Origin of the sequence: Amycolatopsis sp. NPDC051128, assembly GCF_040682715.1 — a bacterium.
Classification (GTDB): Bacteria; Actinomycetota; Actinomycetes; order Mycobacteriales; family Pseudonocardiaceae; genus Amycolatopsis.
The window spans coordinates 46,730-59,544 of sequence record NZ_JBFBBN010000051.1 but is presented as its reverse complement, the minus strand read 5'-3'; the positions used below and the strand labels follow the sequence as shown (position 1 = coordinate 59,544).

Here is a 12,815-nt window from a genome sequence, read left to right as displayed (position 1 = left end):
GCGATCGCGCTACGATCCGTTCCGCGCGCGATCATCGTGATCAAAAAAGGCACCGTGGCCCATTTGGAGGAGCGTCATGCTCGGTATGTTGGTCGTAGCCGGAATGGTTCTGCCCGCCCTCGCCGCACCCGTCGATTCCCCGGCGTCATCGGCTCCGGCCGAAAAGATCACGCTCGACATCAAGACCATCAACGGGTCCGGCTGCCCGGCCGGCACGGCCACCGCGTGGGCCGACGTCGCGTCCGACAACACGTCGTTCACGGTCCGCTACACGAACTTCACCGCCAAGGCCGGCGGTGGCGCGTCCGCGCTCGAAGCGAGGAGGAACTGCCAGATCAACGTGCTCGTCCATGTGCCGCAAGGATTCACGTACGCGATCGCCGAGGCGGAGTACCGCGGCCACGCGCACATCGAGAGCGGAGCGAGCGCGCTCGAGCAGGCCAACTACTACTTCGCCGGGACGTCGCCGACCGCCCGCGTGCGGCACACGATCCCCGGCCCGTTCCACGGCGTGTGGCGGGCCACCGACACCACCGACGTCGCCGAGCTCGTCTTCGCGCCGTGCGGCGAGAGCCGCAACCTGAACATCAATGCGGAACTGCGGGCGGACGCGGGCACCTCCTCGGGCACGAGTTACATCGAAATGGATTCCGAACACGCGAGCGTGGACACGATTTACCACTTCGCGTGGAAGACCTGCTGAATTCGCGGTCATTGACCGGACGGCCCGCTCGCCGGAGCTCCGGCCGGTGAGCGGGCCTGCCGTACCCGCTAGACGTGGGTGACCAGCAGGGTCACCCCCGCCTCGCCGCCGCAGTCGACGAATACCGGCCCGACGCCGTTGCCGATGTGTCCGGCCACGTTCGCCTTGGCCACGAATCGATCCGGGCCGGCGTCGAGGATCCGGATGTTCTCCAGCGCCGGCCGGTCGGGGAAGCCGCCGAGCACGGACTTCAGGCCGGTGCCGCCGCCGCAGTTTCCGGTGATGGTCACCTCTTGGCCGCGGTGCGTCGTGGGGTTCGGGCTCACCTGCACGGTGGCCCGCGCCCCCTTCGGTGGCTGGTTCGCGTTCGTCATGGTCCCCTCCGTGGTTCCCGGCTCGGCCGACGCGCCGCCGGCGATCCCGATGCTCGCCGCGGTGACCAGCCCGGCCGCGAGGGCCAGGCCGAGCACCGTGCGGGTGGATGTGGTGGTGCCGCGCATGATGATCTCCTCCCTTGGACCCGGTTCGCCGGATCTGATCAGTCAGTCGCGGGAGGGGCGGCCAGGGTTCTCGGCCGAGGAGAGTGAGACCTGGATCACACTCGTGCTTCCGGGGTGGAGCTGTTCGCGGCGCGTGCCGCCACGGCGCCCGGAGGACGGCGCGCACGTGGAAGGGGAGGGATCAGCCGCCGGTGGCGGGGCGTTCGGTCTCCACGGTGGGCGCGGGGGTGCACCGTCGCTCGAACCGCTCCATCAGAACGGTGGCGATCAGGAGGGCCACTGGGGTGCTCACCGCGATCCACATGAAGAAAACCTACCCAGCCTCGCCGGCTCTCAACCGCTCGCGGACAGCCCGGGTGACGTGGCCTCACCGCTCACGAGAGCGGCCTGCCTCTTTCGGGAACGTCGCGAATGACTCATTCGCGACCGAGAAACCTCGAGGTGACCCCTGGTCACCAGAACTTTGCCGGGGCCTTGTCGTCGGCCCGACCGGCCGCGGTCGGTCAGCCGCCGTCCGCCGCGTCCGGGTCGGTCGTCAGTTCCGCCCACAGCGTCTTGCCGCCGTCCCGGCGCAGCTGGCCCCAGGCCGCGGCGCAGCGTTCGACCAGCAGGAGGCCGCGGCCGCCGAGGTCGGACGGCGGACGGCGGCGGGCGGCCTCGTGACCGCCGTCGTCGACCTCGATCCGGAGTTTCGCGGCGTCCGGCAGCAGGCGGACGTGGTAGGGCGCGCGGCCGTGGCGCAGCGCGTTGGATGTCAGCTCGTCCACCACCATCACCGCGGTGCTGACGAAGTTCGCCGGGAAGCCGCGCAGGACCGTGCGGACCCACTGGCGCACCTTGGCCAGTTCCGTGAGCTCGGCGGTGATGCCCAGCTCGTGCCAGACAGCTCGCCGTTTCACGTCCGCCTCCTTCACCGTGCCGGACGCCGCGGGAAGGTGCTCCCCTTCACCGAGCCCGCCGACACGGGTAGCGGAGCTGGTCATGCGTCGCCGTCGCCGGAGGACCGCTGCCGGGGCCGCGCTGCGTCGGTGGTCATGAAGAACTCCAGGAACGATCGGGGGCGCGGGCCGGCGGCTCAACCTGCTCCGTCCGCAATCTACCAGCGCGGCCCGGTCCGGGCAGCGCGGTGTCCCGTCACCGTCCTTTAAGGACTTCCTCGGTGCGGGCGGGCTCCGCCGCCGGTGCCGGGACCGCCGCGGCCGGCACGATGGCGGCGTTGACGGTCCGGGTCAGCCGTTCGTAGGGCGCCCGGTGCTCGTCGTCGAGCAGCACGGCGAGCGGCGTCCAGACGCCCACCACGAACACCGAAGCGGCCAGCGCGACGGGCAGGAGCAGCTGTTCGGGGTGCCGGCCGAGGTCCCAGCGGTCCAGGTCCAGCAACAGCCACGTCAGCCACAGCGGCGAGAACAGGACGCCGTTGCGGACCAGCAGGGCGATCGGCCCCGCCCGGCGGCCGCCCCGGCGCGCCACGCGGAGCAGCATCGCCCGCTTACCGGGCGTCGACCCGGTCACCGCGGGCAGCACCACGAACCACACGACGGCGAGAATGGCGACCGGCGCGTCACGGTGGCGCAGGTCCTCGCCGAACAGCGTGAGCAGGCCGAACAGGAACCCGAGCAACGCGGCGAAGCCGAGCAGGTCGGTGACCAGCGCGAACAGCCGCCGGGTGAAGGTGACCTTCGCGGCGTAGCGGCGCCGGTCGTGCTCCGGTTCCGGTGGCGGCAGCAGCCGGCCGAGCGGGCCGGCCAGCCACCAGCCCGCGACGGCACCCGCGGTGTTGAGCAGCAGGTCGTCGACGCTGAACAGCCGGTACGGGCACGGGTAGACGAACCACAGGCCGGTCAGCTGCGTCAGCTCGAGGAACAGTGAGACGCCGAAGCCGACCAGGGTCGCCGGCACCAGCCGCATCCGCTGGGCGTAGCGGACGTAGAACCCGAGCGGGGCCAGCATCACGACGTTGAGCGCGGTGGTCCAGACTGCCGGGTTGTGCAGCAGCGCGCCGGGACCCCAGTGGCCGCGGGCCCGCTGCGAAACCACCTCGACGAAGTAGAACGGCCGCAGCTGCGGAGAACTGGCGTAGCTGTGCGCCGCGCAGTACCCCGGGTCGGCGGGCAGCGGCAGCACCGTCTGCGTCGCGATCGCCAGCAGGTAGAACAGGAACGTGTAGAAGACGACGGTCGTCCACCCGCCGGCGCGTCCCCGGCGGCGGTAGCTGACGAAGGCCGCCGGCAGCATGACGGCCAGCACGAGGAACGGGAAGAGGATGAGGGCGGTCCGGACGGGGACGAGATAGGTGGCGACCACGGAGCCGGTGGTACCCAGCCGCGGGGGTTGTGAAGCGTGCTTCCCCGGACCCGGGCAGCCTCACCACTCGGCTTCACGGCTGTTCGGCGAGCACATGAAACTGGGCTAATCGGGCTAATCGGACAGCTCGCTGCCGCAGCTGACTGCCCGGTCTTGGTCATTCGCGACACCAGAAGCCCCTCGCGGCCACCCCTCGCTTGGCGCGTGAACCGCGCGCCGCCCCTGCCCGTATAACCGGGTGAGTGCCGCTGTCCCGCCGCAGGGACCGGCGGTCTCCACCGCGAACCACGACGTGAGGCCCGCATGGTTGGAAACACCGGACCCTGCTCCCCTGGACGGCGCACCTACCGCCGCACCCTGGAGCCGGGCGCGGCACTGCCCGACTTCGGGCTGACGCAAGCCGGACGGCGGCACGCCGTCGCGAGCGGCGTCCTCACCGCGCTGGCCGCCCTGCTCGTGCTGTTCGGGCTCCTCGCGCCGGACGACCTCAGCGGCTTCTCCGCCGACGCCCTCGTGCGGGTGCCCGTGGAGGGCGTCGTCGTCGCGGCGCTCGCGCTGGTCCTGCCGCCGACGGCGCGGCGCGTCGTCGCGGTGGCCGCCGGCCTGGCCCTCGGGCTGCTCACCTTGCTCAAAGCGCTCGACACGGGGTTCTACGCGACCCTCGAGAAGCCGTTCGACCCGATCTACGACTGGAGCTTCTTCCACGCCGGGGTCGAGTTCCTCGCCGGGCAGGTCGGCGACGCGGCCACCGTCGCGGTCCTCGTCGGCGCCGGGGTGCTCGCGGTGGCCGTCGTGGTCCTCATGGTGCTCGCCATGCTGCGGCTGACCCGGATCGCCGCCGGGCGGCGGACCGGGGCGACGCGCTTCGTGGCCGTGCTCGGGGTGATCTGGATCGTCTGCTCGGTGTTCGGCGTGGAGCTCGCCCCCGGGCAGCCGGTCGCCGCGCAGAGCGCCGCGGCGCTGGCCTACGGCGACCTGCGCCAGGTGAGCGCGGACCTGCGCGAGCAGCGGCCGTTCGGCGAGGTGGCCGCCGACGACGCGTTCCGGACCACGCCGGGCGACCAGCTGCTGGCCGGGTTGCGCGGCAAGAACGTCGTGCTGACGTTCGTCGAGAGCTACGGCCGGGTCGCCCTCGACGACCCGGACTTCGGGCCCAAGATCGGCGCGACGCTCGACGCGGGCACCGCCGAGCTGCGCGCGGCGGGCATCGGCGCGAAGAGCGCGTTCCTGTCGTCCTCGACGTTCGGCGGTGGGAGCTGGCTGGCCCACTCGACCGTGGAGTCGGGGATGTGGATCGACAACCAGCAGCGGTACAACGACCTCCTCGGCAGCGACCGGCTGACCCTCGGCGGGGCGTTCCAGCGGGCGGGCTGGCGGACCGTGTGGGACGTGCCCGCGCACACGAAGGACTGGCCGGAGGGGCAGAAGTTCTACCACCCGGACGCCTACTACGACGCGCGGAACATCGGCTACCGCGGGCCCGGGTTCGCCTACGCGACCATGCCCGACCAGTTCACGATGTCGATGCTGCAGCGCAACGAGCTCGCGAAGGCGGGCAGGCAGCCGGTGATGGCCGAGGTGGACCTCGTCTCCAGCCACGCCCCGTGGTCGCCCCGCCCCTGGCTGGTGGACTGGAACCAGGTCGGCGACGGCTCCGCCTTCGCGCCGATGCCGGCGGCCGGCGAGGCGCCGGAGTCGGTCTGGCAGGACCCCGCGAAGATCCGCGCCGCCTACCGCGACGCCACCGACTACTCGCTGAAGACGCTCATCTCGTTCATGCGGCACTACGGCGGGGACGACCTGGTGCTGGTGTTCCTCGGCGACCACCAGCCGCCGGTGGTGACCCCGCAGGGCGCGGTGCACGACGTGCCGATCACGATCGTCGCCAAGGACCCGGCGGTGCTGGACCGGATCTCCGGCTGGGGCTGGCAGGACGGGCTGCATCCGGGCGCGCAGGCGCCGGTCTGGAAGATGGACTCCTTCCGCGACCGCTTCCTGACCACGTTCGCCCGCTGAATCACCCCGCGATCACGGGCCCCTCGAAAGCGCCGCACCGAGCCCTGCGCCGCGCCTCGGCGAGTTGGGCGGCAAGGGACGGTGAGGCACGTCTGGTGCCCCGGAGACTCCGGTCCGGGCCACGGTCCGCGCGCCCGTGCTCTACTTGTCCAGACCTTTCCGGGTCGTCACGGCGAAGGCGGACGAAGCCCGGCGCGAGCCGGCGCGACCTGTTCGGGTAGCCGCCGCACGCCGGAAATCGTTGTGCCGCAAAGAAGTTTGTGACTCCTCCACAGTGGACGGTCGTTCGCCCTCGCGAATTCGGGACAGAAGACCGGACAAATCTGGACCGGACTGGGGCACTGCCCGCACACTCGGCGGACGGTGTGTTTCTTTCCCCCGGCCTTGGAGGAGTTCCCATGCGTCGAAGAATCGCCCTGGCCCTCGGCGGCGCCGCCGTCCTGACCGCGAGCCTCGCTTCCGCTTCATTGGCCCCAGCCATCGCGTCGCCCGGGCTGATCGCCGCCATGCAGCGGGATCTCGGGCTCACCGCCGCCCAGGCCGAGACCCGGCTGGGGCAGGAGATGACCGCCGCGCGGGTGCTGCCGGGCGCGCAGCGCGCCGCCGGTGCGGCGTTCGGCTGCGCCTGGTTCGATCCCGCGCTCGGCAAGCTCGTGGTGGGCGTGACCGACCCGGCCGCGGCCACCGCCGTCCGGCAGGCCGGCGCCGAGCCCGCCACCGCCCGGATCAGCGCGGCGAAGCTCGACGCCGCGAAGGCCGCGATCGACGCCTCGGCCAAGGCGGACCCCGCCCCGGCCGCCGTCAGCGGCTGGCGCGCCGATCCGCGCGCCGGCAGCGTCGTGGTCACCCTGCGGCCGGGCGCGCACGGCGCCGACGTCGACGCCTTCCTGGCGCGGGCGGCGAAGAACGGCCCGGTCACCGTGGCGACCGCGCCCGCCGCCGAGCCGTTCTCGGCCGGCACCGTCGGCGGCGACCCCTACTACATCAACGGCAACACCCGCTGCTCGATCGGGTTCTCCGTGCAGGGCGGCTTCGTCAGCGCCGGTCACTGCGGCGGCGTGGGCAGCTCGGTCGTCGGCTGGGACGGCTCGGCGATGGGCAGCTTCGCCGGATCTTCCTTCCCCGGCAACGACTATTCGTTCATCCGCATCGGCAACGGCTGGTGGACCGCGCCGGTCGTGCTCGGCTGGGGCACGGTGAGCGACGCGCTCGTCCGCGGGTCGTGGGTCGCGCCGGTCGGCACGTCGGTGTGCCGCTCGGGATCGACCACCCACTGGCACTGCGGCACCGTGCTGGGACAGAACGAAACCGTCAACTACGCCCAGGGCGCGGTCTACCAGATGACCCGCACCAACGTCTGCGCCGAACCCGGCGACTCGGGCGGCTCCTTCATCACCGGTGACCAGGCCCAGGGCGTCACCTCCGGCGGCTGGGGCAACTGCGGCTCCGGCGGGGAGACGTGGTTCCAGCCGGTGAACGAGATCCTGCAGACCTACGGCCTCTCGCTCGTCACGGCGTAGGCGGCGTGGAAAACCTGCCGGCGGCGGCCGATGAATCCGGCGGCCGCCGCCGGTAGGTACCGGTGAGGCCGCGCCACCGGGGCGCGGCGGGTACCCACCGGGAGCAGGCATGAGCGTCATCGTCGTCGAGTTCGTCACCCTGGACGGGGTCGTGGAGGATCCGGACGGCTCCGGCGGCACGGCCACCGGTGGCTGGGCGTTCCGGCACGGGCCGGAGGCCGTCGCGGGGGACAAGTTCCGGCTCGGCTCGCTGCTCGACACCGGGACCCTGCTGCTCGGCCGGATCACGTGGGAGCTGTTCGCGAAGCTCTGGCCGGGCCGCACCGGCGAGTTCCCCGACCGGCTCAACGCGGCCGGGAAACTGGTCGCTTCGCGGACACTGAACGACGTGAGCGCCTGGCAGAACTCCTCGCTGCTGCAAGGAGATCTGATCGATGTGGTCAAGCGTGAAGAGGGCGATCTGATCGTCATCGGCTCGGTCGGGATCGCGCGGACCCTCGCCCGGCACGGCCTCGTCGACGAGTACCGCTTGCTCGTGTTCCCGAGCGTGGTGGGGGCGGGCAGGCGGCTCTTCGACGACTCGGTGCCCGCGGACCTGCGGCTGGTGTCGAGCACGCGGGCCGGATCCGCGGTGCTGAGCACCTACCGGACGCCCTAGCTCCGCATTACGTACATGGCGTATGTACGTAAACGAGTCAGGAGGCGACGGTGAAGCGGGTCCGGTGGTGGCGCGGCCGCTCGGCCTCGTCCAGCAAGGCGACCGCGAAGTCCTCCATCGAGATCGCCGACCTGCCCTCGGCGTCGACGATCAGCTCGTCCCCGCCCAGCCGGTAGTGGCCGGTCCGCTCGCCGGGCTCCAGGAGCGCGGGCGGGCTGAGGTAGGTCCAGTCGACGGTGGCGTCGGCGCGGTACACGTCGTGTTGCGCCTGGCACGCCGAAGCGATCGGGCGCAGCTCCGCGGGGAAGCCCGGGGCGTCGAGCACCGTGGTCCCGGCGGGCGTGACCAGGGTCGCCGCGCCACCGACGGCCAGCAGCCGCACGCCGGTCCCGGCCAGGCCCTTCAGGAGGCCGTGGGTCGCTTCGACGAGCTCGTGCTCCCGGCCGGGCGCCGGCCGGGTCGCCGTGATCACGAGGTCCTGACCGCGGCTGAGGGTGGCCACGTCTTCGGGGTTCGAGGCGTCGCCGGCACGCACGGCGACCGTCGGCGGCAAGCCTGCGGCGCGACGCGGATCCCTTGTGGCGGCGGTGACTTCGTGGCCTCGGGTGACGGCTTCGGCGACAATCCGGCGGCCGACCTCGCCGGCGGCGCCGAACACGGTGATGCGCATGGGACCCCTTCGGATAGATTACTTAGCACTAAGGAGTCTAGCTTAGCGCTAAGCTAACCGTGCGCAAGGGGCGTGGAGAATTCACCGCCCGGCCGTTGGCCGGGGCGCGACGAGGCGCCGGGCCGGCCCGGCTGTTGGCGGATCTTTGGCCGTGCGGTGTCCGCTGTGGACCCCCGACCCCGATCCTGTCGTCCCCGGAGGCCGTCATGAGCTCGTCCCGTTTCGACCGTCGTGCTCTGCTCAAGACCGGTGTCGTCCTGGCAGGCGGCGTCGCCGCGATGACGGCGTTCCCCGGGGTCGCCGGCGCCTACTCGTGGCCGTCGTCGCTGCGATCCGGCTCGACCGGCGCCGCCGTGAAGGAACTGCAGATCCGCGTCGCGGGCTGGGCCGCCGACGGTCCGAAGCAGGCTTACGTCGCCGTCGACGGTGACTTCGGCCCCGGCACCGCCGCCGCCTTGACGCGCTTCCAGGCCGCGAACCACCTGTCCGCCAACGGTGTCGCCGACGCCGACGACTTCGCGGCGCTCAACGCCTTGGAGGCGGCCGACGGCTCGACCGTCCACTTCACCTGGAGCGAATTCACCTCGAAGGACGGTGCGGGGTTCGGCGGCGGCAAGGTCGCCTCGGCGACGGTCAAGGAGAACGTCCGTCGGCTGATGTACAAGCTGGAAGCTCTGCGGCACAAGGCGGGCGGCCGGGCGGTCACGGTCTCGTCGGGCTTCCGCAGCATCGCGCACAACCAGTCGATCGGCGGCGCGTCGAACAGCATGCACCTCTACGGTGTCGCGGCCGACGCCTACGTCAGCGGGCTGAGCACCCGCCAGGTCTACGTCCTCGCCGAGGCCTGCGGGTTCTCCGGGCTGGAGCGCTACACGCTGTCGGATGCGCACCAGCACGTCGACAGCCGTGCCGAGTACCCCTACGGCTCGCCGGGCTGGTGGTGGGAGAGCGGCACGATCAGCTGAGTGTCGTGCGGTGAAGCCACCCTGCGAACCGTGTCCTGGCTTGACCGGACGGGGGTTCGCGCCTAGCCTGAAGTTGAAAATTCAACCGATTGGCGCGCGGGCAGGGAGAGCCGATGTCGATCTTTCGCCTGAACCACGCGGTGCTGTACGTGCGGAACGTCGCCGAAAGTGTCGCGTTCTACCGCGATGTCCTCGGCTTCGACTACATCGAGGGCGGTGACGCGCACCGCGGCGCGGCCTTCCTGCGGGCGCCCGGCTCGGCCAACGACCACGACCTGGGCCTGTTCGAGATCGGCGCCCACGCGGCGGATTCGGGCGCGGGGCGGACGTCGGTGGGGCTGTACCACCTCGCGTGGGAGGTCGACACCCTCGGCGACCTCGAACGGCTCGCCGGCCGCCTCGCCGAGGCCGGCGCACTGGCCGGCTCCTCCGACCACGGCACCACGAAGTCGTTGTACGCCAAGGATCCCAACGGCATCGAGTTCGAGGTCGTCTGGATCATCCCCCGCGACCTGCTCACCGACGAGGACCGCGCGAAGAGCAAGGCCGTCGGCCGGCTCGACCTCGCGGGGGAGCTGGCGAAGTACGGGCCTGACGCGCGCGGCGGCGTCGGCATCTCCCGGGCCTAGTGCCGGTCACCCCGGTGCCCCGGCTCTGCCGGAGCACCGGGATCGTGGTGACCCACCCGGTGTGCGCGGGACTCCGGACGCGCGCGGCGCGGCTGGAGTGGCCCGTGGACTAGACCGTGGCGCGGTCCCGCGCCGGCTGCGAAAACCGTTGCAGCACCGGGAGATTGCTGAGCGCGAAGCGGCCCGGGCCGACGAACACGATGAGGAGCAGGGACCAGCAGAACAGGGCGGACGCTTCGCCGCCGTTCTGGATCGGGAACAGCCCGGTCGGCTGGTGCACGGTGAAGTAGGCGAAGGCCATCGAGCCGGAGCCGAGCACGGCGGCGTACCGGGTGCCGAGGCCGACGCAGACCAGCGCGCCGCACACGAGCTGGATGACCGCGGCCCACCAGCCCGGCCAGGCCCCGACGGCGGCGGTCGACTTCGCGCCGAACAGGCCGAACAGCGTCTTGAGGCCGTGGCAGGCGAACAGGAAGCCGATCACGATCCGGTACAGACCGATCACGTGTTCGCGGGCCGGGTCAAGGCGGTGCATGGGGCCTCCGATTGCGGGGAGTGGGGGGAATCGAGCCGACCGGCGGAGAGGCCGGCCACGGCGGATCAGGGTGTTTCAGATATACCGGTCGGTAGATTGTGTCACACCCTCCGAAAGTTGTGTAAACGGGTTTCACGGGAATGGCGGATCAGTGCTGCCGAGGTCCGCGATTCATCAAATGACCTGGTCTTTGTTCGGTAGTACAACGCGAAACCGCCAAATGGCCTATCTTTTCTGAGTGGTTCAGACCAGTTCGCCGACAATGTGTTCCGGCACACATCTTCCGAGCGGGTTGTGTTGGCCGTCCTGGTACTTCAGGCTCCGGCCGAAACGTTCGGCTTGGTCGACGAGTTCCCCGGCCGGCTTGATCGGCCACCCCCTAAGGTGGCTCCATGGTGGACGAAGAAGCCGTCTCGGAGCGCATCCGCCAGATCGCCGACACCCTCGCGGACCGCGCGGGCGAACTCACCGGCGAGCTGGTCCAGCTGTACGCCACCGATCTGCCGCAGCTGGTCAACGACGACGAGCGCATGGTGAGCCTGCTGACGGCGAGCGTCTACCAGAACCTCGAGACCGCCCTGCAGATCTTCCGGCACGGCATCGACCCGGCGACCGTCGAGCCGCCGGCCGCGGCCGTGGAGTACGCGCGCCGGCTCGCGCAGCGCGGCACGCCGGTGTTCGACCTGATCCGCGCGTACGACCTCGGGCAGGCCGCGATGCTCGACTTCGGGTTCGAGGAGTGCACCCGGCTCGTCGACGACGCGGCCCTGCTCGGGGCCATGATGCGCCGGCTGCTCCGGGTCGCCTACGAATTCATCACGCGGGTGGTCCGCCAGCTCGTGGGTGTCTACCAGGACGAGCGGGACCGGTGGCTGCTCAACCGGAGCGCCGCGCGGGCGGCGAAGGTGCTGGACCTGCTGGGCGAGAACGGCGGCCCGCCCGACGTCGACGCGGCCGAAGCGGTGATCGGCTACCGGCTGCGCGGCACCCATGTGGGGATGATCTTCTGGCACGCGTCGGAGGCCTACGTCGACGACGTGCTGTCCCTGCTGGAATCGGTCGCCGGCGCGGTGTTCGAGCGCGTCCAGGGCCAGGGCCAGGGCCGTCCGCTGTTCGTGCCGCGGGACGAGGCGAGCGCCTGGGTGTGGCTGCCGGTCACGGCGGGCGCGTCGGTCGGCCGCGAGCACCTCGACGCGGCGCTCGCCGAGACCGAACCCGGCGTGCGCGTGACGGCCGGCGACCCCGGCGCCGGGGTCGCCGGCTTCCGTGACACCCACCAGCAGGCCCGCCGGGTGCACGCGCTGGCGCTCGCCGCCGGGGAGCACTGCGACCGCGTGCTGACCTTCCGCGAGGTCGGCACGGTGGCGCTGATGACGAGCGACCTGAACGCGGCCCGGCTGTGGGTCGCGAGCACGCTCGGGCTCCTCGGAGTCGACGACGAGCACTGCGGGCGGCTGCGCGAGACCCTGCGCGTGTTCCTGGCCTCCGGTGGCAGCTACACCGCGGCGGCCGCGGAGCTGACGATGCACAAGAACTCCGTGCAGTACCGCGTCCGCAAGGCGCAGGAGCTGCTGCCGCGCGGGCTCACCGAGGCCAGGCTGGACGTCGAACTGGCGCTGAACCTGTGCCGTCGGCTGGGAGCGGCGGTGCTCGCCCCGGCGTGACTTTGGTATCCCGGACCACCGGTGCCCAAGATCGTTGGGTCGTCGGCACGAAGCCGCGGTGGGCCGTTCGGCCTAGGGTTCGCTCATGGGTGAGAACGGTGGGATGCTCGCGTTGGTGCGGCTACGCCGAGGCGTCGTCGGCGAGAGCAGACGCGTCTGCCACCTGATCCCCGTGCCCGGCGGCCCGGCGCCCGAGCACCTGACGGCGCTGTGCGGCGAGTCGATCTTCCCCGGTGAGGCCGAGGTGCTGGACGGGCTGCGGGGCATGCCGTGCCACGCGTGCCTGATGGAAAGCGCGCCGTCGGGGCGCGGCTTCCTGGCCACCGCGGGCTGAGCGGCTCGCCAGTCCCGCGCGTCCGTCGCGGTGACCGGACACATCGGCCAGGCTTGCGGTCCGGCCGGTGTCATGCGCCCCAATGTGGCGTTGGGTGCGCTGGACGCACCGAACGCCACATTGGGTGCGCTGGACGCACCGAACGCCACATTGGGTGCGTTGGACGCACCGAACGCCACGTTGGGTGCGTTGGACGCACCGAACGCCACGTTGGGTGTGCTGGACGCACCGAACGCCACATTGGGTGCGTTGGACGCACCGAACGCCACGTTGGGTGCGTTGGACGCACCGAACGCCACGTTGGGTGTGCTGGAACG

General features: G+C 71.5%; 14 protein-coding genes and 1 pseudogene. 9 read left to right on the top strand and 6 right to left on the bottom strand.

Annotated elements, in window-relative coordinates:
- Positions 1–76: 76 nt before the first annotated feature.
- Positions 77–703 (top strand): DUF4360 domain-containing protein, encoded by a 627-nt coding sequence (locus tag AB0M82_RS36585; RefSeq protein WP_364732112.1) that lies wholly within the window; start codon positions 77–79, stop codon positions 701–703.
- A 68-nt stretch (positions 704–771) separates the two neighbouring features.
- Here the strand turns inward: AB0M82_RS36585 and AB0M82_RS36580 are convergent, their stop codons facing one another.
- The 4 genes from AB0M82_RS36580 to AB0M82_RS36565 all read right to left on the bottom strand — a co-directional run bounded on the left by AB0M82_RS36580 (position 772) and on the right by AB0M82_RS36565 (position 3,507).
- The gene (locus tag AB0M82_RS36580; RefSeq protein WP_364732109.1) at positions 772–1,203 is read right to left on the bottom strand and encodes a hypothetical protein; all 432 of its coding nucleotides are present in this window, start codon (positions 1,201–1,203) and stop codon (positions 772–774) included.
- Between the two features lie 181 nt (positions 1,204–1,384).
- Positions 1,385–1,507, bottom strand: coding sequence for a hypothetical protein (locus AB0M82_RS36575; protein ID WP_364732106.1), 123 nt, complete (start codon positions 1,505–1,507; stop codon positions 1,385–1,387).
- A gap of 199 nt (positions 1,508–1,706) precedes the next feature.
- A complete protein-coding gene (locus tag AB0M82_RS36570) occupies positions 1,707–2,102 on the bottom strand; it encodes an ATP-binding protein (protein WP_364732103.1) in 396 nt (131 codons plus the stop codon).
- 235 nt (positions 2,103–2,337) lie between these two features.
- Positions 2,338–3,507, bottom strand: a complete 1,170-nt coding sequence (locus AB0M82_RS36565) for a VanZ family protein (protein ID WP_364732101.1) — start codon at positions 3,505–3,507, stop codon at positions 2,338–2,340.
- A gap of 303 nt (positions 3,508–3,810) precedes the next feature.
- Here AB0M82_RS36565 and AB0M82_RS36560 point away from each other — a divergent pair, with 303 nt between their 5' ends.
- From AB0M82_RS36560 to AB0M82_RS36550, 3 genes are all read left to right on the top strand, one after another.
- On the top strand, positions 3,811–5,523 hold the full coding sequence (locus AB0M82_RS36560; protein WP_364732098.1) for a sulfatase: 1,713 nt from the start codon (positions 3,811–3,813) through the stop codon (positions 5,521–5,523).
- Between the two features lie 398 nt (positions 5,524–5,921).
- The gene (locus AB0M82_RS36555) at positions 5,922–7,043 is read left to right on the top strand and encodes a S1 family peptidase (RefSeq protein ID WP_364732096.1); all 1,122 of its coding nucleotides are present in this window, start codon (positions 5,922–5,924) and stop codon (positions 7,041–7,043) included.
- A gap of 109 nt (positions 7,044–7,152) precedes the next feature.
- A complete protein-coding gene (locus AB0M82_RS36550; RefSeq protein ID WP_364732093.1) occupies positions 7,153–7,701 on the top strand; it encodes a dihydrofolate reductase family protein in 549 nt (182 codons plus the stop codon).
- Between the two features lie 37 nt (positions 7,702–7,738).
- Here the strand turns inward: AB0M82_RS36550 and AB0M82_RS36545 are convergent, their stop codons facing one another.
- Entirely contained in the window at positions 7,739–8,371 is a 633-nt protein-coding gene (locus AB0M82_RS36545) for an NAD(P)H-binding protein (RefSeq protein WP_364732090.1), read from the bottom strand.
- Positions 8,372–8,577: 206 nt separating this feature from the next.
- Here AB0M82_RS36545 and AB0M82_RS36540 point away from each other — a divergent pair, with 206 nt between their 5' ends.
- Together AB0M82_RS36540 and AB0M82_RS36535 are read left to right on the top strand one after the other, a co-directional pair.
- A complete protein-coding gene (locus AB0M82_RS36540) occupies positions 8,578–9,336 on the top strand; it encodes a D-Ala-D-Ala carboxypeptidase family metallohydrolase (protein ID WP_364732087.1) in 759 nt (252 codons plus the stop codon).
- A 113-nt stretch (positions 9,337–9,449) separates the two neighbouring features.
- Positions 9,450–9,965 (top strand): VOC family protein, encoded by a 516-nt coding sequence (locus AB0M82_RS36535; protein WP_364732084.1) that lies wholly within the window; start codon positions 9,450–9,452, stop codon positions 9,963–9,965.
- Between the two features lie 109 nt (positions 9,966–10,074).
- Here AB0M82_RS36535 and AB0M82_RS36530 read toward each other — a convergent pair whose 3' ends face one another.
- Positions 10,075–10,500: a DoxX family protein gene (locus AB0M82_RS36530; RefSeq protein WP_364732081.1), complete on the bottom strand. Its 426-nt coding sequence runs from the start codon at positions 10,498–10,500 to the stop codon at positions 10,075–10,077.
- A gap of 392 nt (positions 10,501–10,892) precedes the next feature.
- Between AB0M82_RS36530 and AB0M82_RS36525 the strand changes: the two genes are divergently transcribed.
- From AB0M82_RS36525 to AB0M82_RS36515, 3 genes and pseudogenes are all read left to right on the top strand, one after another.
- Positions 10,893–12,164 carry a helix-turn-helix domain-containing protein gene (locus AB0M82_RS36525; protein WP_364732078.1) on the top strand — a complete coding sequence of 424 codons (1,272 nt, stop codon included), beginning with the start codon at positions 10,893–10,895 and terminating at the stop codon, positions 12,162–12,164.
- 85 nt (positions 12,165–12,249) lie between these two features.
- On the top strand, positions 12,250–12,498 hold the full coding sequence (locus tag AB0M82_RS36520; protein ID WP_364732076.1) for a hypothetical protein: 249 nt from the start codon (positions 12,250–12,252) through the stop codon (positions 12,496–12,498).
- Between the two features lie 30 nt (positions 12,499–12,528).
- Positions 12,529–12,815: pseudogene (locus AB0M82_RS36515) on the top strand (hypothetical protein); the annotation flags it as partial.